At 66.6% G+C, this 19,346-nt stretch carries 17 protein-coding genes and 1 rRNA gene; 8 read left to right on the top strand and 10 right to left on the bottom strand.

Annotation, left to right across the window (positions count from 1 at the left end):
- Positions 1–103, top strand: a 5S ribosomal RNA gene (gene rrf, locus SLQ31_RS25635); the annotation flags it as partial.
- Between the two features lie 60 nt (positions 104–163).
- On the opposite strand, the gene SLQ31_RS25630 is transcribed toward rrf, so the two are convergent.
- The 5 genes from SLQ31_RS25630 to SLQ31_RS25610 form a co-directional block, all read right to left on the bottom strand.
- Positions 164–670 (bottom strand): methylated-DNA--[protein]-cysteine S-methyltransferase, encoded by a 507-nt coding sequence (locus tag SLQ31_RS25630; RefSeq protein ID WP_319436944.1) that lies wholly within the window; start codon positions 668–670, stop codon positions 164–166.
- Positions 670–2,160 carry a DNA-3-methyladenine glycosylase 2 family protein gene (locus tag SLQ31_RS25625; RefSeq protein ID WP_319436943.1) on the bottom strand — a complete coding sequence of 497 codons (1,491 nt, stop codon included), beginning with the start codon at positions 2,158–2,160 and terminating at the stop codon, positions 670–672. Before SLQ31_RS25625 ends, SLQ31_RS25630 begins: the two co-directional genes overlap by 1 nt.
- Positions 2,161–2,225: 65 nt before the next feature.
- Positions 2,226–2,900 (bottom strand): HD domain-containing protein, encoded by a 675-nt coding sequence (locus tag SLQ31_RS25620; RefSeq protein WP_319436942.1) that lies wholly within the window; start codon positions 2,898–2,900, stop codon positions 2,226–2,228.
- Positions 2,901–2,987: 87 nt separating this feature from the next.
- Positions 2,988–3,653: a PAQR family membrane homeostasis protein TrhA gene (trhA, locus tag SLQ31_RS25615; RefSeq protein WP_319436941.1), complete on the bottom strand. Its 666-nt coding sequence runs from the start codon at positions 3,651–3,653 to the stop codon at positions 2,988–2,990.
- Complete coding sequence (locus SLQ31_RS25610; RefSeq protein WP_319436940.1) at positions 3,650–5,254, bottom strand: adenylate/guanylate cyclase domain-containing protein; 1,605 nt, start codon at positions 5,252–5,254, stop codon at positions 3,650–3,652. Before SLQ31_RS25610 ends, trhA begins: the two co-directional genes overlap by 4 nt.
- Positions 5,255–5,303: 49 nt before the next feature.
- Here SLQ31_RS25610 and nucS point away from each other — a divergent pair, with 49 nt between their 5' ends.
- Both nucS and SLQ31_RS25600 read left to right on the top strand, forming a co-directional pair.
- The gene (gene nucS, locus SLQ31_RS25605) at positions 5,304–5,978 is read left to right on the top strand and encodes an endonuclease NucS (RefSeq protein ID WP_319436939.1); all 675 of its coding nucleotides are present in this window, start codon (positions 5,304–5,306) and stop codon (positions 5,976–5,978) included.
- Positions 5,975–6,277: a hypothetical protein gene (locus SLQ31_RS25600; protein ID WP_413643007.1), complete on the top strand. Its 303-nt coding sequence runs from the start codon at positions 5,975–5,977 to the stop codon at positions 6,275–6,277. The genes nucS and SLQ31_RS25600 overlap by 4 nt, the downstream gene beginning before the upstream one ends.
- A gap of 20 nt (positions 6,278–6,297) precedes the next feature.
- Here SLQ31_RS25600 and mce read toward each other — a convergent pair whose 3' ends face one another.
- Positions 6,298–6,765 (bottom strand): methylmalonyl-CoA epimerase, encoded by a 468-nt coding sequence (mce, locus tag SLQ31_RS25595; RefSeq protein WP_319436937.1) that lies wholly within the window; start codon positions 6,763–6,765, stop codon positions 6,298–6,300.
- 93 nt (positions 6,766–6,858) lie between these two features.
- Between mce and SLQ31_RS25590 the strand changes: the two genes are divergently transcribed.
- The 3 genes from SLQ31_RS25590 (at position 6,859) to SLQ31_RS25580 (ending at position 9,398) form a co-directional block, all read left to right on the top strand.
- Positions 6,859–8,037, top strand: coding sequence for an acetyl-CoA C-acetyltransferase (locus SLQ31_RS25590; protein WP_319436936.1), 1,179 nt, complete (start codon positions 6,859–6,861; stop codon positions 8,035–8,037).
- Between the two features lie 73 nt (positions 8,038–8,110).
- Positions 8,111–8,485 carry a DUF3817 domain-containing protein gene (locus SLQ31_RS25585; RefSeq protein ID WP_319436935.1) on the top strand — a complete coding sequence of 125 codons (375 nt, stop codon included), beginning with the start codon at positions 8,111–8,113 and terminating at the stop codon, positions 8,483–8,485.
- Positions 8,486–8,498: 13 nt separating this feature from the next.
- On the top strand, positions 8,499–9,398 hold the full coding sequence (locus tag SLQ31_RS25580; protein ID WP_319436934.1) for a tetratricopeptide repeat protein: 900 nt from the start codon (positions 8,499–8,501) through the stop codon (positions 9,396–9,398).
- A gap of 4 nt (positions 9,399–9,402) precedes the next feature.
- On the opposite strand, the gene glgB is transcribed toward SLQ31_RS25580, so the two are convergent.
- Together glgB and SLQ31_RS25570 are read right to left on the bottom strand one after the other, a co-directional pair.
- Complete coding sequence (glgB, locus tag SLQ31_RS25575) at positions 9,403–11,598, bottom strand: 1,4-alpha-glucan branching protein GlgB (RefSeq protein ID WP_319436933.1); 2,196 nt, start codon at positions 11,596–11,598, stop codon at positions 9,403–9,405.
- Positions 11,599–11,623: 25 nt separating this feature from the next.
- Positions 11,624–13,711, bottom strand: a complete 2,088-nt coding sequence (locus SLQ31_RS25570; protein ID WP_319436932.1) for an alpha-1,4-glucan--maltose-1-phosphate maltosyltransferase — start codon at positions 13,709–13,711, stop codon at positions 11,624–11,626.
- Positions 13,712–13,904: 193 nt separating this feature from the next.
- Between SLQ31_RS25570 and glgP the strand changes: the two genes are divergently transcribed.
- Both glgP and SLQ31_RS25560 read left to right on the top strand, forming a co-directional pair.
- Positions 13,905–16,469, top strand: a complete 2,565-nt coding sequence (glgP, locus tag SLQ31_RS25565) for an alpha-glucan family phosphorylase (RefSeq protein ID WP_319436931.1) — start codon at positions 13,905–13,907, stop codon at positions 16,467–16,469.
- Between the two features lie 119 nt (positions 16,470–16,588).
- A complete protein-coding gene (locus SLQ31_RS25560) occupies positions 16,589–17,314 on the top strand; it encodes an MspA family porin (protein WP_319436930.1) in 726 nt (241 codons plus the stop codon).
- 8 nt (positions 17,315–17,322) lie between these two features.
- On the opposite strand, the gene SLQ31_RS25555 is transcribed toward SLQ31_RS25560, so the two are convergent.
- Positions 17,323–17,805, bottom strand: a complete 483-nt coding sequence (locus SLQ31_RS25555) for a DUF3887 domain-containing protein (RefSeq protein ID WP_319436929.1) — start codon at positions 17,803–17,805, stop codon at positions 17,323–17,325.
- Positions 17,806–17,878: 73 nt separating this feature from the next.
- Positions 17,879–19,321 carry a neutral zinc metallopeptidase gene (locus SLQ31_RS25550; protein ID WP_319436928.1) on the bottom strand — a complete coding sequence of 481 codons (1,443 nt, stop codon included), beginning with the start codon at positions 19,319–19,321 and terminating at the stop codon, positions 17,879–17,881.
- Positions 19,322–19,346 lie beyond the last annotated feature (25 nt).

The following is a 19,346-nucleotide window of genomic DNA, read 5'->3' as shown; positions in this document are numbered from 1 at the left end:
ATAGCGGCAGGGAAACGCCCGGACCCATCCCGAACCCGGAAGCTAAGCCAGCCAGCGCCGATGATACTACCCAAAAGGGTGGAAAAGTAGGACACCGCCGAACACAATTTAAGTCCTGGGCCCCCAATTTCGATTGGGGGCCCAGGCATTTGTGTATCTGGGTCTAATCGAAGAGTGAAAGATCGGCCGGCATTCGGCTTCTCTCCAGCGCTAAAAGCGCACGCTTTCGATCAATTCCGCCGCCATATCCGGTCAACCCACCCGTGGAACCGATAACGCGATGGCACGGCACAATAATGCCGATTGGATTTCGGCCATTGGCCAATCCCACCGCGCGCGAGGCGCCCGGTGATCCGATTTGCATGGCAATTTCGCCATACGACCGCGTCTCCCCATACGGAATGGTGCGAAGCGCACCCCATACTTTCCGCTGGAATTCCGTGCCGGCAAGATTAAGGTCGAGCTCGAATTCGGTGAGGTCGCCCGCGAAATAGGCCGCCAGCTGCTCGACCGTCTCGGCGAATACCTCGCTTTCGGCCGGCTGCCACGCGGAGCGGTCCGGCTCGTGGGTCTGATCCACCATCCGTAGATGCATCAAGGTCGATCCGGCGCCGGCCAGCGTGAGCGGCCCGACCGGGCTGTCGATCGTTCGGTAGTGCATCGTCGTCATCACATCGTCTCCTTCGGTGGCCACTGATTCACGGAGTGGTCAAGAGTTGTCCAAAGATGCTGCACCGCGTACGACCGCCACGGTCGCCAGCGTGCACTGTGCGCGGTCAACGCCCGCACCTCGGTCGCCAGGCCGAGTTGTTCGGCCGCCAGCCGCACGCCGAGATCACTGGCGGGGAAGGCATCGGGATCACCGAGCCCCCGCATCGCCACAATCTCGGCGGTCCACGGCCCGATGCCGGGCAGCGCCAGCAGCTGCTGACGCGCTTGCTCCCAGTCGCAGCCGGGATTCACGGTCAGCTCGCCGGTGGCCAGCGCCCCGATCAGCGCGGTCAGCGTCCGTCGGCGGGCTTCCGGCATCGCCAGATGGGCCGGGTCGATATCGGCCAGCTGGGCGATGCTGGGGAAGGTGTGGGTCAGGCCGCCGTGCGGATCGGTCACCGGGCTGCCGTAGGCGCTGACCAGCCGGCCCGCGTGGGTGCGCGCCGCCTTGGTGGACACCTGCTGCCCGAGTACCGCCCGCACCGTCAGTTCCTCTTCGTCGACCGTCCGCGGGATGCGCTGCCCGGGCGCCTTGGCCACCACCTCCCGCAGGTCGGCGTCGGCGCCCAGCACCGCGATCACGGCCTCGGGGTCAGCGTCGAGATCCAACAGCCGCCGACACCGGGCGATCGCGGTCGACAGATCGCGGACCTGCTCGAGCACAAGCGTGCACCGGACGTGGTCGGGCTGCGGTGTCAGGCTGACTACTCCATAGCCCGAGGGCAGGCGCAGCGTGCGGCGGTAGGCGCCGTCGCGCACCTCTTCGCAGCCCGGCGCCGCGCCGGCGGCCAGATGGCCGAACACACCCTCGTAGGCGAACGGCGTCCGTACCGGCAGCCGTAGCGACAGCGCTTGCCCGCCCGGTGCACTGTTCTGCCGATCTCGGTGGATGGTCTTGTGCCGCAGCGCCGTCGGAGTCATGTCGCAGGCCGCTCGAAGGGTGTCGTTGAACTGCCTGATGCTGGCGAAGCCCGCCGCGAACGCGATATCGCTGAACGGCATGTCGGTGGTCTCGATGAGCACCCGCGCCGTTTGCACCCGCTGGGCCCGGGCCAGGGCCAGCGGACCGGCACCCACCTCGGCCTGCAGCATGCGCTCCAGCTGGCGGGTCGTGTATCCCACCCGGGTGGCCAATCCGGTGACCCCTTCGCGGTCCACCGCGCCATCGGCGATCAGCCGCATGGCCCGGGCCACGACGTCACCGCGAACATTCCACTCGGGCGATCCCGGCGACGCGTCGGGACGGCATCTCTTGCAGGCCCGGAAACCCGCTCGCTGGGCGGCCGCCGAGCTGGGATAAAAGCACACGTTGCGGGCCAGCGGCAGGCGCACCGGGCAGCTGGGCCGGCAATAGATACCGGTGGTCTTGACCGCGGTGACGAACCAACCGTCGAACCGCGAGTCCCTGGACTGAACAGCCCGGTAGCAGTGGTCGAAGTCGTCGTGCATATCTCGACCTTTACACGCCGGCACCGACAGTACTGGCGGAAAACCGACATCGTGGTCGGCGGCCGCTAACTGACGACGGTACGCACCGGCTGATCGCCCCAGCCCGAGGTGCTCACCAGGTCCAAGAAGGTGGGCGCGGGTCCGCCGTTGATCAGGTGGTCCAGGTGCGCGGGAAACGAAAACGGCGGGGCCTTCATCGGGTTGGCCCGGGTGCCATCGGCGATCGCCGCCGCGATCGCGTATCCCAGATCGTGGCGTGGCCACGCGGCGTGCACCCGTTCGGCGAACCCGGCCGACAGTCGCTGCTTGTCGAACCCGTTGATGTCCAACGCAATTCCGAGGTGCGACACCGCCTGGACTGCGCCGAACCGGTGCGCCAACCCGACGCTGGTGTGCAGGGCGATCGTCTGCCACACGGTCTGCACCGGTTCTTCGCCGACTCCGCGCTCGCGCAGGAATCGCACTGCGGCATCCGCCCCGTCGACTTCGAAGCGCTGATCCCCGCCGCCGTATTCGGTGACGCCCAGGTCGTGCAGCACACAGCTGAGGAAGACGAGTTCGTCGTCGTAGTCGACCCCGGCGCGCAGCCCATTGGCGGCCGCGAGTTCGCGGCCGAACAGGTAGCTACGGATGCAGTGATTGGTGATGAATGCGGGGGACACGTCGGTCGCCAGCTGCAGTGCCGCTGAACAGATATCGGAGTCCGGGAGGCCCCACGGGGCCGAGTCGCTGACTGTCATGCCACCACGGTGCCCAACGTGGGCCCGGCACACCAGTGGCTCGCAGGCCCGGTACCCCTCGGATCAGGACATCAGCCCGGCGCTGGGTCAGACCACGATGAGCCAGATCGCTATGAAATGACAGGTCGCCGCGGCGGCAGTGAACGCATGGAAGAACTCGTGGTAGCCGAACGATGCGGGCCATGGGTTGGGCCAGCGCAGCCCGTAGAGCACCGCGCCGATGTTGTACAGCACGCCGCCGGCCACGAGAAGGACGACGACGGTCAGCCCGGCGCCGTCGAGAAGTGTTCGGGCGAAACCGATCGCGGCGTAGCCGAGCATCAAGTACAGGGGCACACCGACCCATCGAGGCGCCGAGGGCCACAGCACCTTGAGCGCAATTCCCGCCGCGGCACCGATGCCGACGATGGTCAGCACCTGTGTTGCGCTCCGCACCGGCATCGCCAGGACGGCGACGGGCGTGTAGGTGCCGAGGATGAAGACGAAGATCATCGAGTGATCGGCGCGCTTCATCCACATCAGCGCGTTCGCCGAGCGCCACCGGACAAGGTGATACGTCGCGCTCACACCGAACATGGCGATGATCGTGGCGGTGTAAATCGTTGTCGCCCAACCGGCGTCCGGTGACGCCGCGGTGAAGGCCATTCGCACCAGGGCGGCGCTGGCGATGACGGCGACAACGGCCGAAATGAAGTGAATCCACCCGCGTACCCTCGGCGTCGCGAGTACCTCGACGATGGCCGCGGACGTCACGCCGGAACCGCAAGCCGGGTCGGCTGGTCGTGGCCGCGCAACGTCACCGCGTCACCGAGGACCCAGCGAGCACGCTCCTGCTCACTGGCGTTCTCGACCGCCACCGCCGACGCCAGCACCCGGCTGTCGGTGGACTTGGCCAGCTCGGACAGGCGTGCGGCCTCGTTGACCGGGCCGCCGATCACGGTGTACTCGAATCGCTCGTTGGCGCCCACGTTTCCGGCGACGACCTGCCCGGCCGCCACCCCGAGGCCCGCGGGGCATTCGGGTACCTCCCGTTCGAGCCGCTTGACGATCGTGCGCGCCGTGGCCAGCGCGTCGTCTTCCGGATTGTCCAACGTGACGGGGGCGCCGAAGATCGCCAGCGTCGCGTCACCTTCGAACTTGTTGACGATGCCGCGGTGGCGGTCGACCTCCTCGACGATGACGGCGAAGAACCGGTTGAGCAGTTCGACCACCTCGATCGGCGGCAGCGCGCTGACCAATCGGGTGGATCCGACGATATCGACGAAAAGCACTGCTACATGGCGCTCTTCGCCGCCGAGCGTGGGTCGCTGCAATTCGGCTGCGGCAGCGACCTCCCGTCCGACGTGGCGGCCGAACAGATCGCGCACCCGCTCACGTTCCCGCAACCCGCTCACCATCGAGTTGAAACCCCGTTGCAGCTCACCGAGTTCGGTGCCGTCGAAGACGACGAGGTTGGCGCTGAGGTCCCCGTCTTCGACGCGTTTGAGCGCCGAACGCACGATCCGGACGGGAGTTGCGGTGAGCCAGGCCAGGATCCACATCAGCATGAACCCGAACACCAGGGTGGCCAACGAAACGATCAGGATCGCGACTTCCAGCTGTGTCTTGCTGAGATTGTCGAGCACCAGCGAAAACAGCGCGGTCAACCCGATCCCGATCACGGGAACACCGGAGCCCAGCATCCACACCGTCATCGTGCGGCCCATGATCCCGGGCGCCAGTCGGTGCGGCGGCGGTCCCGCCGCCAGTGCTTGGGCCGCCACCGGGCGCAGCGCGAACTCGGTGAACAGGTAGGCGCCGGTGGAGACCAGGACGCCGCAGAAGCCCACCCCGAGCGCGATCCGGGGAATGAAGTCGGTGTCGTAGAGCCCGTAGAGGACGGTGAACGCGGCGGTGCCCACCGCCCAGAGCGTCAGCTGCGCCTTTGCGACCTGCCACGGGGTGAAGAACGCATTGCGCTGGTCGGCCCGGGTCGGCGCGCGCCCTTCGGCCGCCCACCGGAGGTCGTTGACGGTGCGCGTGGTGATCCACCAGGTGCCGAACGCCAGCGCGAACGCGGCATAGGCCGGCGCGAGTCCGTAGGTGAGCCAGGCCGGCACGTCGGTGAACACGCTGGGCACCGGATACGCCACGGTCACCAGCAAGGCCGCCACCAGGATCCCGATAAGGTTGACCGAGATCAATGACACCGTGACCAGCGTCTGGATCCGGACCCGCCGGCGGGCGGGACTTTCGGTCACCTTGCCCAGGAGCAGCGACCCGTAGGCCGGTGTGCCGATCAGCCGACCGCTCTGTCGGGTGACCCGTTCGAGTACCCGGCCCAACCGCTGCGCAAAGCTCGGGTGGGAACTCATGGTGGCGTCAGCCTAATTCGTCGCGGACCGTAGACCCTAAGCTTGTGCGGTGCGCCTCGTGATCGCTCAATGCCACGTCGACTACGTCGGCCGTCTCACCGCCCACTTGCCTTCGGCTCGCCGGCTGCTGCTGATCAAGGCCGATGGTTCGGTCAGCGTGCACGCTGACGACCGCGCCTACAAGCCGCTGAACTGGATGAGCCCGCCCTGCTGGCTCACTGAAGAGGCGAAGGACGATTCTTTGCCGGTGTGGGTCGTGGAGAACAAGACCGGTGAGCAGCTTCGCATCACCATTGAAGGCATCGAGCACGACTCCAGCCATGAGCTCGGGATCGATCCCGGGCTGGTGAAGGACGGTGTCGAAGCCCATTTGCAGAAGCTGCTGGCCGAGCACATCGAGCTGCTGGGTGACGGCTACACCCTGGTTCGCCGGGAGTTCATGACCGCGATCGGTCCGGTCGACATCCTGTGCCGCGACCACACGGGCGCCACGGTGGCGGTGGAGATCAAGCGTCGCGGTGACATCGACGGCGTCGAGCAGCTCACGCGCTACCTCGAACTGCTCAACCGGGACAGTTTGCTGGCTCCGGTCAGCGGCGTGTTCGCCGCCCAGCAGATCAAGCCGCAGGCGCGCACGCTCGCCGTCGATCGCGGGATACGTTGTGTCACTCTCGATTACGACGTCATGCGCGGTATGGACAGCGACGAGTTCCGGCTCTTCTGATGCCGCGGCGCCGGCCGGATCGTCGGAAGGGCAGCGATCTACCGCCGCCCCTGCTCGGGCAGCGTCGAGTTGAGACGGGCGCCGACGGATTCGATTACGAGGTACGGCCGATACCGGGGGCGCGTGCCGTCAAGAACTATCGGTGCCCCGGCTGTGATCACGAAATCCGTTCGAGCACAGCACATGTGGTGGTGTGGCCGGTCGATCAGGGTGAGGCTGGGCTCGAGGACAGGCGGCACTGGCACACCACATGCTGGACCAATCGTGCAACGCGCGGACCGACCCGCAGGTGGTCGTAACCCGTTAGTGGTCGTAACCGTTAGTGGGAAGCGGGCTCGACGAGTTCCACCAGGACGCCGCCGGCGTCCTTCGGGTGGATGAAGTTAATGCGCGAGTTCGCGGTTCCGCGTCGCGGCGCGTCGTAGATCAACCGGACACCCTGGCCAAGCAGCTGCTCAGAGATGGCATCCAGATCGCTGACCCGGTAGGCCATCTGCTGGATGCCGGGGCCGCGCTTGTCGATGAATTTGGCGATCGTCGAGGTCTCGTCGAGCGGGGCCATCAGCTGGATCTGCGCGCAGTCGGGCGCGGCGTTCTTCAGCGACAGCATGGCCTCGCGAATACCCTGGTCTTCGTTGATCTCCTCGTGCACCAGGATCATGCCGAGGTGCTCGTGATACCACTGGATGGCTGCGTCGAGATCCGGCACCGCGATGCCGACGTGGTCGACAGCGGTGACGAGCGCACTGGCCAGGACTGGACGGGCGTCAACTTGCTCGGCGGTCATAACGCAAAGGTAACCTAACCACATCGGATTCAACAGCTGGAGGATCCGTGAATAGCCGCACTGGGGCGGCTCGAAACGCTCATGGAGGTAGGAATGACGACGTCGGTGATCGTTGCTGGAGCTCGCACTCCCATCGGAAAACTGATGGGTTCCCTCAAGGATTTCTCTGGCAGCGATCTGGGCGCCATCGCCATCAAGGCGGCTCTGGAGAAGGCGAAGGTTCCCGCGTCGCTGGTCGAGTACGTGATCATGGGCCAGGTCCTGACCGCTGGTGCCGGTCAGATGCCGGCCCGCCAGGCGGCGGTGGCCGGCGGGATCGGCTGGGACGTGCCTGCCCTGAGCATCAACAAGATGTGCCTGTCCGGGATCGACTCGATCGCGCTGGCCGACCAGCTCATCCGGGCCGGTGAGTTCGACGTCGTGGTGGCCGGTGGCCAGGAATCGATGACCAAGGCGCCGCACCTGCTGGTCAACAGCCGTGAGGGCTACAAGTACGGCGACGTCACCGTGCTCGATTCCATGGCCTACGACGGCCTGCACGACGTCTTCACCGACCAGCCGATGGGCGCCCTCACCGAGCAGCGCAACGACACCGACAAGTTCACCCGCCTCGAGCAGGACGAATTCGCCGCCACCTCGCATCAGAAGGCCGCCGCGGCGTGGAAGGACGGGGTGTTCGCCGACGAAGTCGTGCCGGTGAAGATTCCGCAGCGCAAGGGCGACCCGATCGAGTTCGCCGAGGACGAGGGCATCCGGGCCAACACCACAGCCGAATCGCTGTCCGGCCTGCGGCCCGCGTTCCGCAAGGACGGCACCATCACCGCCGGTTCGGCCTCCCAAATCTCCGACGGCGGTTGCGCTGTCGTGGTGATGAACAAGGCCAAGGCGCAGGAACTGGGCCTGACGTGGCTGTGCGAGATCGGTGCTCACGGTGTGGTCGCCGGCCCGGATTCCACGCTGCAGTCCCAGCCGGCCAACGCGATCAAGAAGGCCATCGCGCGGGAGGGCATCAGCCTCGACGACCTCAGTGTCATTGAGATCAACGAGGCGTTCTCCGCCGTCGCGCTGGCCTCGACTCGCGAGCTCGGGGTAGATGCCGAGCGGGTCAACCGCAACGGTGGCGCCATCGCGGTCGGTCATCCGATCGGCATGTCAGGCGCACGCATCACGCTGCACGCGGCGCTGGAGCTCTCCCGTCGTGGCTCGGGCTACGCCGTGGCCGCGTTGTGCGGCGCTGGCGGCCAGGGTGACGCGCTGATCCTGCGGGCCTAGCCGGCGAGGGTAGCGGCGACCGCAGCAACGACGCAGCGTAGTAGCTGGCTCGGGGCTGCGGCACAATGGCGGCATGACGAGCACTTTTGATATCCGCGGCACGGCGGGGCGGTTCCGCGTGGTGGCGCTGGCCGAAGCGGTGAGCTGGGTTGGACTGCTGGTCGGGATGTACTTCAAGTACCTGGGCAGCCCGCGCACCGAGGTCGGGGTCAAGGTCTTCGGCATGGTGCACGGACTGGTGTTCATCGCTTTTGTGATCACTGCTCTGCTGGCCGGGATCGCCTACTCCTGGGGCGTGGCCACGTGGTTGCTGGCGTTGCTGGGGAGCATCGTGCCGCTCGGAAGTGTGATCTTCCTCATATGGGCTGATCGGACGGCTAAATTCGGTGGTGAGGCGGCTCCGGCGGTTTCTTCTCAACCGCGAGATTCGGCGCCGTCGACGACGTGACAGACTTGGATACGTGACACGCCCACGCCCTTCGATCGGCCCCGCTTTGGCCGCCGGTGCCGTCGATCTCTCCGCCCTCAAGCAGCGGGCCCAGCAGCCTGCGTCCGGCGGTCCGACCGCCCCCAGCGGTGGGCTGGAGGTCACCGAAGCGAATTTCGAAGCCGAGGTGCTGGTCCGGTCGGGTCAGCTGCCGGTTGTGGTGGTGCTCTGGTCACCTCGCAGCGATACCTCGGTGCAGCTGGCCGAGGCACTGGGCACGCTGGCTGCCGACGACAACGGCACGTGGTCGCTGGCCACCGTGAACGTCGACGTGGTGCCGCGGGTGGCCCAGATGTTCGGCATCGAGGCGGTGCCTACCGTGGTGGCCCTGGCGGGCGGGCAGCCGCTGGCCAGCTTCCAAGGACCGCAGCCCCCCGATCAGCTGCGTCGTTGGGTCGATTCGCTGCTGTCGGCGACCGCAGGAAAGCTCGCTGATTCCGCCGATCCCGAGGACGAGGCGGCCGTCGATCCCGTTTTGGCGCAGGCCCGTGATCTTCTGGAGGCCGGCGATTTCGCGGGTGCGGCGACGGCGTATCAGGCCATCCTCGACGGCGACCCCGCGAATGCCGAAGCCAAGGGCGCGCTGCGGCAGATGACCTTTCTCGAACGCGCCACGACACACACGCCCGACGCGGTTGCCGCGTCCGATGCGGCGCCCGACGACATCGACGCGGCCTTCGCCGCTGCCGATGTGCAGATCCTCAACCAGGACGTCATCCCCGCCTTTGACCGGCTGATCGCGTTGGTGCGCAAGACATCCGACGACGACCGCACCAAGGTGCGCACCCGCTTGATCGAGCTGTTCGAGCTGTTCGACCCGGCTGATCCCGATGTGATCACCGGGCGGCGCAACCTCGCGAACGCGCTGTACTGACCCCCTAAGCGGGCTCGAGCCAGATCGCTGAGGTGGGTGGCAGCACCAGCGTCGCCGACGCGGTCCGGCCGTGCCAGGGTTCGTCGGTGGCCTCGACGGCGCCGAAGTTGCCGACCCCCGCCCCGTTGTAGATCGTCGCGTCGCTGTTGAGCACCTCACGCCAGGTTCCGCTGTGCGGCAGGCCCAGTCGGTAGCGGGTGTGCTCGGCGCCGGAGAAATTGAACACACATGCCAGCACCGAACCGTCGCTGCCGTAGCGCAGGAAGCTCAGCACGTTGTTGGCCGAGTCGTTGGCGTCGATCCAGGAATAGCCCTCCGGCCGGCTGTCCTGGCTCCACAACGCCGGGCGGTCGCGGTACAGCGCGTTGATATCGGCGACGAATCGCGTGATACCGGTGGAGTAGCTGTTCTCGTCGAGCTGATACCAGTCGACGCCGCGTTCCTCCGACCATTCCGCGCGCTGGCCGAATTCCTGGCCCATGAACAGCAGCTGCTTACCGGGGTGGGCCCACTGATAGGCCAGCAGGCTGCGCAGTCCGGCCGCTTTGACGTGGTCGTTACCCGGCATGCGTCCCCACAGTGTGCCCTTGCCGTGCACCACCTCGTCGTGGCTGATCGGCAGGACGAAGTTCTCGCTGAACGCGTAGAGCAACGAGAACGTGAGCTCGCCGTGGTGATAGGTGCGATAGATCGGGTCGCGGCCGATGTAGTCCAGGGTGTCGTGCATCCACCCCATGTTCCATTTCATCGAAAAACCAAGTCCGCCAAGGTTGGTCGGGCGTGTGACGCCGGGCCATGAGGTGGACTCCTCGGCGATCGTGACAATGCCCGGCGCCATCTTGTGGACGGTCGCGTTCATCTCTTGCAGGAACTGCACCGCCTCCAGGTTCTCCCGCCCGCCATAGATGTTGGGCGTCCAGCCATCGGCCGGGCGGGAGTAGTCCAGGTAGAGCATGGAGGCGACGGCATCCACCCGCAGACCGTCGATGTGGAATTCCTGCAACCAGTACAGCGCGTTGGCGACCAGGAAGTTGCGCACCTCGGCGCGGCCGAAGTCGAAAACGTAGGTGCCCCAGTCGAGTTGCTCACCGCGGCGCGGGTCGGAGTGCTCGTAGAGTGGGGTGCCGTCGAAGCGGCCCAGCGCCCAGGCGTCCTTGGGGAAGTGCGCGGGCACCCAGTCAACGATCACGCCGATGCCGGCCCGGTGCAAGGTGTCCACCAGGAACCGGAACTCGTCGGGCGTGCCGAACCGCGACGTCGGCGCGTAGTACGACGTCACCTGATAGCCCCACGAGCCACCGAAGGGGTGTTCGGCCACCGGCAGAAGTTCGACGTGGGTGAAGCCTTGGGCCAGAATGTAATCGGTGAGTTGCTCGGCCAGTTCGAGATAGCTCAGGCCGGGCCGCCACGAACCGAGGTGAACCTCGTAGGTGCTCATCGGTTCGAACACCGGGTTCTTCGCCGCCCGCTGGGTCATCCACTCGGTGTCATCCCAGGTGTAGTCCGAGGTGAACACCCGCGACGCGGTGTGCGGCGGGACCTCCGTCGCGAACGCGAACGGATCGGCCCGGTCGGTGACCGAGCCGTCGACCCCGTGCACCCGGAACTTGTACAGCCCGTCGGTGGGGAACCCGGGCCAGAACAACTCCCACACGCCACTGGACCCGAGCACGCGCATCGGGGCGTCGTTGCCGTCCCAATGGTTGAACTCGCCGATCAGGTTGATTCCCTTGGCATTCGGAGCCCACACCGCGAACGACACGCCCTCCACGACGCCGTCGGCGGTGGTGAAGGACCTCGGGTGGGCGCCAAGGATCTCCCATAGCCGCTCGTGGCGTCCCTCGCCGAACAGGTAGAGGTCCATCTCGCCCAGCGTGGGCAGGAACCGGTAGCCGTCGGCAACGGTGACGGTGTGCCCGCCCGGATAGGTGACCTCGAGCCGGTAGTCGACCAGGTTGGTGAACGGCAGGGCCACCGCGAACACACCGGAGTCGAGGTGCGTCATCGGGTGACGTTCGTCGCCGACTAAGGCCACGACCTCCTCCGCATGCGGTTTGAGCGCCCGGATCACGGTGTGATCGTCGTACTCGTGGGCGCCCAGAATGCTGTGCGGGCTGTGATGCACGCCGCCGACCAGCCGGGCCAGCTCGGCGGGGTCGGGTGCCAGATGCGGGCTGGCGAGTTTGTCGGTTCTCGTCATTGCCAGGGCTCCTTTGTAGTTCCCGTCATTCCCGTCGCAGCAGACTTGCTCTCTGCTCCTGCGGTACCAACGGCATGTTCAAGATGTGCGCGACGGCCCGGGAGGGCTCCAACCGCACATAGTTCGACTGTCCCCACTGGTATTCCTCTCCGGTGATCTCGTCCCGGACCCAGAACCGGTCATAGGGGTGCATACCCAGTGCAGCCATATCCAGCCATACGGTGCCTTCTTCGGGACCGAAGGCGTTCAACGTCACCACCACCAGCACAGTGTCGCCGGATACCGGATCGAACTTGCTGTAGGCCAGCAATGCGTCGTTCTCGACGTTATGGAACGTGATGGTGCGCAGCTCACACAACGCCGGGTGAACGTGTCGGATCTCATTGAGGCGCTGCAGGAATGGCTCGAGTGAGAGTCCCTGCGCCAGTGCGCCCTCGAAGTCGCGCGGTCGCAGCTCGTACTTCTCGGAGTCCAGGTACTCCTCGCTGCCCGCTCGCACCGGCAGATGCTCGAACAGTTCGAAGCCCGAGTAGACCCCCCACGAGGTGCCCATCGTCGATGCCAGCACCGCCCGGATCGCGAACATGCCAGGACCGCCCTGCTGCAGGCTCTCGTGCAGGATGTCCGGGGTGTTGACGAACAGGTTGGGCCGCGTGTAGTCGGCGTGCTCGGCGATCTCGCGACCGAACTCCTCGATCTCCCACTTCGCGGTACGCCAGGTGAAGTACGAATACGACTGGGTGAAGCCGAGTTTCGCCAGCCCGTTCAGCCGGGCCGGCCGGGTGAACGCCTCGGCAAGGAACAGCACGTCGGGATCGACCGATTTGACCTGACTGATCAGCCACGCCCAGAAATTCGGTGGCTTGGTGTGCGGGTTGTCGACCCGAAAGATCTTGACGCCGTGGTCCATCCAGTGCCGCACGACCCGCAGAACTTCGTCGTACAGGCCGCCGGGATCGTTGTCGAAGTTCAGCGGATAGATGTCCTGGTACTTCTTCGGCGGGTTCTCCGCGTAGGCGATGGTGCCGTCGGGCAGCTCGGTGAACCACTGCCGATGATCCTTGGCCCACGGGTGATCCGGGGCGCACTGCAGTGCGAGATCCAGTGCCACCTCCAGACCGTTCTCACCCGCGGCGGCCACGAACCTGTCGAAATCGTCGATCGTCCCGAGATCGGGGTGAACCGCGTCGTGGCCACCCTCGGCGCTGCCGATCGCCCATGGCGACCCCACGTCGCCGGGTTCGGCGGTCACGCTGTTGTTGCGGCCCTTGCGGTGCACCTTGCCGATCGGGTGAATGGGCGGCAGGTAGACGACGTTGAATCCCATCGCGGCGACCCGGGGCAGCGCCGCGGCCGCGGTGGCGAACGTGCCGTGCACCGGCTTGCCGCTCTCGTCGCGGCCGCCGGTGGAGCGGGGGAACAGCTCGTACCAGGCGCTGCAGCGCGCCAGCGGCCGATCCACCCACACGCCGTAGGTGGCGCCCCGGGTGACCAGCTCGCGCAGCGGGTATTGGGCCAGCAGGTCGGTGACCTCACGCGAGAGCGCGAGCGCCGCACGGGTCAGCGGGTCGCCGGGCTCGCGCAGTGCGGCCGCGGCATCGAGCAGCGGCGCGCGGTGATCGCGCGGAACACCGGTGGCAGCCCGTGCCAGCAGGCGCGCGCCGACGTGTAGATCGTTGTCGAGTTCCGATTCGCCTTGACCGGCGTTGAGTTTCGCGGTGACCGCACCGCGCCAACTGGTGATCGGGTCACCCCAGCCGTCGATCCGAAACGTCCACAGCCCCACCCGGTCGGGCACGAATTGGCCGTGAAACAGATCCGGTGAGCGTCCGGTCGACATCGCGTAGAGCGCTGGCTTGACCCGGCTGGCCGCAGGCGCCGCCTCGGCCAGGTCGGACCCCTCTAACGCCTTGACCCGGCGAGCGGGACTCTGCCCGAGCTGCGGGTAGGCCGTTCCGAGGTAGCGCACCACCAACGTCGCCGCCACCGCGTCGTGACCCTCCCGCCACACCGTCCCGGACACCGGCACGACTTCGCCGACGACCGCTTTGGCTGGGTAGGTTCCGCAGGACACGACGGGCGCGACGTCATCGATCTCGATACGACCGGGCACCCAACCACTCCATTCCTGACGGTGCGGCGTGGTCTGCCCCGCGCCGGCTCCGTCGGTCTATTTCTCGTCGGTCTTCGTTCCTCGGGGTAACCGCATCGCGCTCTATTCACACCGTAGTAGCCCGAGTGAATGCGGGGGGAAGAAGCACACGGTCGCCCGTCGGCACGGTCCGATCTCAGTAAGGTTGGAAAACGTGAAGGCACTCCGCAGGTTCACGGTCCGCGCCCATTTGCCCGATCGGCTCGCCGCCCTCGGTCGGTTGTCCACCAATTTGCGATGGTCGTGGGACAAACCGACGCAGGACCTGTTCGCCTCGATCGACCCGCAACTGTGGCTGCAGACCGGTCAGGATCCGGTGGCGTTGCTGGGCGCGGTCGCCCCGGCCCGCCTGGACGAGCTGGCCGTCAACGAGCCGTTCCTGAACATCCTCGACCAGCTCGCCGCCGATCTGGACGACTACCTGAACCGGCCGATGTGGTTTCAGGAGGAGGACGCGGCCAGCATGCCGACGGGCATCGCCTACTTCTCGATGGAGTTCGGCGTCGCCGAGGTGCTGCCCAACTATTCGGGCGGTCTGGGCATTCTGGCCGGCGACCACCTGAAGTCCGCCTCAGATCTGGGTCTGCCGCTGATCGCCGTCGGCTTGTACTACCGGTCCGGGTATTTCCGGCAGTCACTGACCGCCGACGGCTGGCAGCATGAGAACTATCCGTCGCTGGACCCGCAGGGGCTGCCCCTGCGGTTGCTCGCCGACGCTGCCGGGGCGCCAGTCCTGGTGGAGCTCGCGATGCCGGACGCGAAAGTGCTGCGGGCCCGGGTGTGGGTGGCGCAGGTCGGTCGGATTCCGTTGCTGCTGTTGGACTCTGACATCCCCGAAAACGAGCATGACCTGCGCAACGTCACCGACCGGCTGTACGGCGGCGACCAGGAGCACCGCATCAAACAGGAGCTGCTGGCCGGTATCGGCGGGGTACGGGCGATTCGCGCGTTCACCGCGATCGAGGGCCGGCCCGCTCCCGACGTGTTCCACATGAACGAAGGCCACGCCGGTTTCCTTGGCGTGGAGCGGATTCGCGAGTACATGTCCGAGCAGCAGCTCGACTTCGACACCGCGCTGACCCTGGTGCGCTCGGCGACGGTGTTCACCACGCACACCCCGGTGCCGGCGGGCATCGACCGGTTCCCGGTCGACATGGTGCAGCGCTATTTCGGCGACGACGGCAAAACCGGGTTGCTGCCCGGTGTTCCGGTTGAGCGGGTGCTGGCGTTCGGGGCCGAGGATGACCCGTCGAAGTTCAACATGGCACATATGGGTCTGCGCCTTGCCCAGCGCGCCAACGGGGTATCCCTGCTGCACGGGCGGGTCAGCCGGACGATGTTCGACGAATTGTGGCCTGGCTTCGACCCTTCCGAGGTGCCGATCGGGTCGATCACCAACGGCGTGCACGGCCCCACCTGGGCGGCCCCGCAATGGCTGCAGCTCGGCCGCGAGCTGGCCGGCTCCACCGAGGCGCTGCGCGAGCCCAGTGTCTGGCAGCGGTTGCAACAGGTCGACACCGGTCACATCTGGTGGATCCGCTCTCAGCTGCGCGCCTTGCTGGTCGAGGACGTTCGGCTCCGGCTGCGCCGGTCCTGGCTGGAGCGTGGCGCATCGGAGGCCGAACTCGGCTGGATCGCAACGGCTTTCGATCCGGACGCCTTGACCATCGGTTTCGCCCGGCGGGTGCCCACCTACAAGCGCCTCACGCTGATGCTGCGTGACCCGCAACGCCTCGAGGCGCTGCTGCTCGACGAGGACAAGCCGCTCCAGCTGATCGTGGCCGGCAAGTCCCATCCCGCCGACGATGCCGGTAAGGCGCTCATCCAGCAGATCGTCAAGTTCGCCGATCGCCCAGAAGTGCGCCACCGCATCGCCTTTCTGCCCGACTACGACATGTCCATGGCGCGCCTGCTGTACTGGGGTTGCGATGTGTGGCTGAACAATCCGCTGCGGCCGCTGGAAGCCTGCGGCACGTCCGGAATGAAGAGCGCGCTCAACGGCGGACTCAACCTGTCCATCCGGGACGGCTGGTGGGACGAGTGGTACGACGGCGAAAACGGTTGGGAGATACCGACTGCGGACGGTTTGGCCGACGAGGGACGCCGCGACGACCTCGAGGCCGCCGCGCTCTACGCCTTGCTCGAGAATTCGGTGCAGCCGCGGTTCTACGACCGTGACGACAACGGTGTGCCGAACCGGTGGGTCGAGATGGTGCGGCACACCTTGCAGACGCTGGGCCCCAAGGTGCTGGCGTCGCGCATGGTGCGCGACTACACCGAGAAGTACTACGCGCCGGCCGCCCAGTCATTCACCCGGACCAGCGCGCCCGGTGCGGCCAGCGAGCTGGCGGCCTACCGGCTTCGGGCCAAAGAAGCCTGGCCCAAGATCCAGATCACCGATGTGGACAGCACCGGCCTGCCGGACACCCCGCTGCTCGGGTCGGAGCTGACGCTGACGGCCGCCGTCCAGCTGGCCGGGCTGCGGCCCGACGAGGTGGTGGTACAGGCGGTACTGGGCCGCGTCGACGCCGCGGATGCCCTGCAGGACCCGGTCACCGTCGCCATGGCCCATACCGGTTCCGGTGACGGCGGCACCGACATCTTCACCACGACGACGCCCCTGCAGCTGGCCGGGTCGCTCGGCTACACGGTGCGAGTGCTGCCCCATCATCGGTTGCTGGCCGGTGACAACGAGCTCGGCCTCGTCACGCTGGCGTAACGCTGGGACTTGCGGAACCGGTTAGCAGGGCATGGGCGCCACCTGTAGGTTCCCAACAGGAGCGTCGAGGGGTCCCGCATCGGGGCGGACCACCGGCATCCGGGAAGGCGTTCGGGGCAGTGTTTGTTCGTCGTGCGGTGCTGATGGCGCTGGTAGGCACGTTGTTGGCGACGCCGGTACCCGCATGGGCCGATCCCGATCCAGGCGGCCCTGATCTGGCCCAGCCCGTCGCCGCGGCCGACCCGGCCCTCCCACCACCCGTCGATGACGGAAAGGTGATGTCCACGCCGCCGATCAGCACCAAGTCGCCCGACGGCTGGACGCTGACGATCTCGGCCAAGGATGAGCTCCAGATGCCGATCGCACCGCTGACCACCGCGATCTCGTCCCGCGAATACACCGTCAGCGGCGTCTTCAACGGTGCGCTCGACGGACCCAGTGACATGCCCAAGGGCGTGTTCGAGGTCGGCTACCAGATCGGCTGCGGCATCGACATGAGCACGTCCAACGGTGTCGCGTTGGGCGGCACCATGGGCCTCAATGCGTCGCTGGGCTTCATCGGCCTGGACTTCCCCAACAACGCGGCGGACGGTCTGCTGCCCGGCATCGGCGGCAACGTCGGCGGCGCCATCACCGTGGGTCTCAAGCCGGGCATCATCAACATGGTTCCGGTGACGAAGAAGGAGTACAAGGGCGACCGCCCCTGGGTGTCGATCAGCAACTTCCACGTGAAGATCGACGGCTGCGTGGGGGAGTCGTTCATCCGCTCCTACGCGACGCTGTCCAAGTCCACCGACGAAGGCGACGCGATCCTGTCCTGGTACGGCGTGACGAAAAAGATCTAGCCGCTATCTCAACGAGCCTGGGCGCCAGCCGCATCGGGATCAAGGATGTACAGCCCGGCAATCGACTGATCGTCACGGAAGCTGATGCGAGCGACGAATTCGCCGGCCTCGAAGCTCAATGGCGTGTTGGTGGTGGTGAAGTCGCCCGCCCGTACGGCGTCAGTGTCCCCGTGGCTTTCGTAGGCCCCGGCCAACCCCGCAATGTGCGCCCATCCCTCGGCGAGCCCCTCCTCGGTGAGCCCGTCGCGCATCGTGGCGTCGAACCGTGCGCGGACATCAGCCCACCGGGCATGAGCAAGATCATCGATGACCGTGCGTGCCAGCTCTTCGGCCTCGGGAAGTGCATTCGTATTCATGACCTCGCCGATCTCCTGCCAGCTTCGGCCCGCCTCGCGCGCCTGCTGCACCGCCGCGGTCAGCGATGCCTCCGCTCGGTCCCGAGCCTCGCGCGCTGCACGCACCAACTCGAGCGGATCGCTTTCGTCATGCATGACATCGAGTGTGCGCTCAGATCGCGAAACCAGGCGGCGCAACGATCTCTTCGCACACTCGGCGAGCTCGGCGCTACGGGAAGCGTTTGATGCACCGGTCCTGATCGCCGAGCACCCCGATGCGGAAGGCATCGATGCGGTTGAACCCGGCGGGCACCGATTCACCGTTGACATCGCTGGCGACCAGACCGTTGGTCAGCAGACCCGACACGGCTTCGTCGATGTCGCCCGCAGTGAGGGCGACGGTGTTGCCGTCGGATGTGGTGACTTCCTTGGACAATTTCGTGGTGGCCACCCCGGTCAGGCACGCGGTGCGCAGCCCGGCCTCGGCGTTGTCGAGCACCAGGCCGCCGCGCTCGTGCTGGACCGCCAGCATGTAGCGCGACACCAGCACCGAGTAGGCGGTGTTGTCCCCGGTGACCAGAACGTTGTCTTGGCCCTCGTTCGAGGCGCCCATTTTCTCCAGGCCGGGCAGGTCGACGACGATGGTGTTGGTTGCCGGGCAGAAGGACACCGGCGAGCTGGGCCGGGCGTCGGGGCACTTGGCTGCCGAGGCGGCATCGAAGCTCAGCGTCGGCGGGTTCTTCGGCTTGAACAGGATGTTCATCGCCTCGACAATCGCCCGGGTCGACTCCTCGGTCACCGGCCACTCACCGGTCTGGTCGCGTTGCAGTTCGATGGGCAGATTGCCGCGGCGCTGACCGATCTCCTGGGCGTCGATGGCCGCGCAGGACGACGGCCCGTCGGTGAACCCGAACTGGAAGGCCGAGATTCGTTCGAACGCCGATCCGTGTTCGTCGCCGGTGTCGGAGTAGTCGTCCTGGCTCAGCAGCGGATCGCGGAACGCGATCATCGCGGCCAGAAGGTTATTCAGCCCGTCGCCGGTGCTCAGCGTGAACCGCTTCGAGTTGCCTTCGGCCACCCAGCGCATGTAGACCCCGGCGAAGCAGTCGGCCTGCTGCTCGGCCACCAGCGTCGGGGTGCCCTTCTTGTTGAGATTGGCCATCTTCTGGATCGCGTGGCCGTATTCATGCGCCAGCACCATCGTGATTGCCATGTCGCCGTTGGCTTGTCGCAACGCCGGCAGCAGGACGCCACGATCCCAGCCGATGGTGTTGTCGTCCTCGCAGAACGCGGCGTTGATCAGCCCGGAGGTGGTGTCGTCGCAGAACTCGCCGTCGTAGGCGTCGGAGTCCCAGGAGATGAGGTCCTTCACCGGCTTGAACTGACCGTCGAACGTACCGCTGTAGTTATCCGCCCAGAACGACTCCAGGTCGCTGACCGACTGCGCGGCGATCTCGTCGGCCTTGCCGCCGTCGGTGTGGGAGACCTTGCGGGTGGGCTTCTCGGCATCGGAACGCAGGCCGCTGGTCCCGTCGACCGCCTGCAGGCCGCCGACCTTGAACGGGTCGTCGAACACCGACACCGCCTTGCCCGAAATGGTGGAGCCGCAGCCGGCCAGCACCACAGCGGTGCCCGCAAGCGCGAGCAGGCGGGCAAGGGATCGTCGGTGCATGAGGGCCACTCTCTCAGGGGTGTCA

Source organism: Mycobacterium sp. RTGN5, assembly GCF_033804465.1.
Lineage (GTDB): Bacteria > Actinomycetota > Actinomycetes > Mycobacteriales > Mycobacteriaceae > Mycobacterium.
Note: the sequence above shows the minus strand (reverse complement) of the source record. Positions and strands in the feature narration are given on the sequence as shown.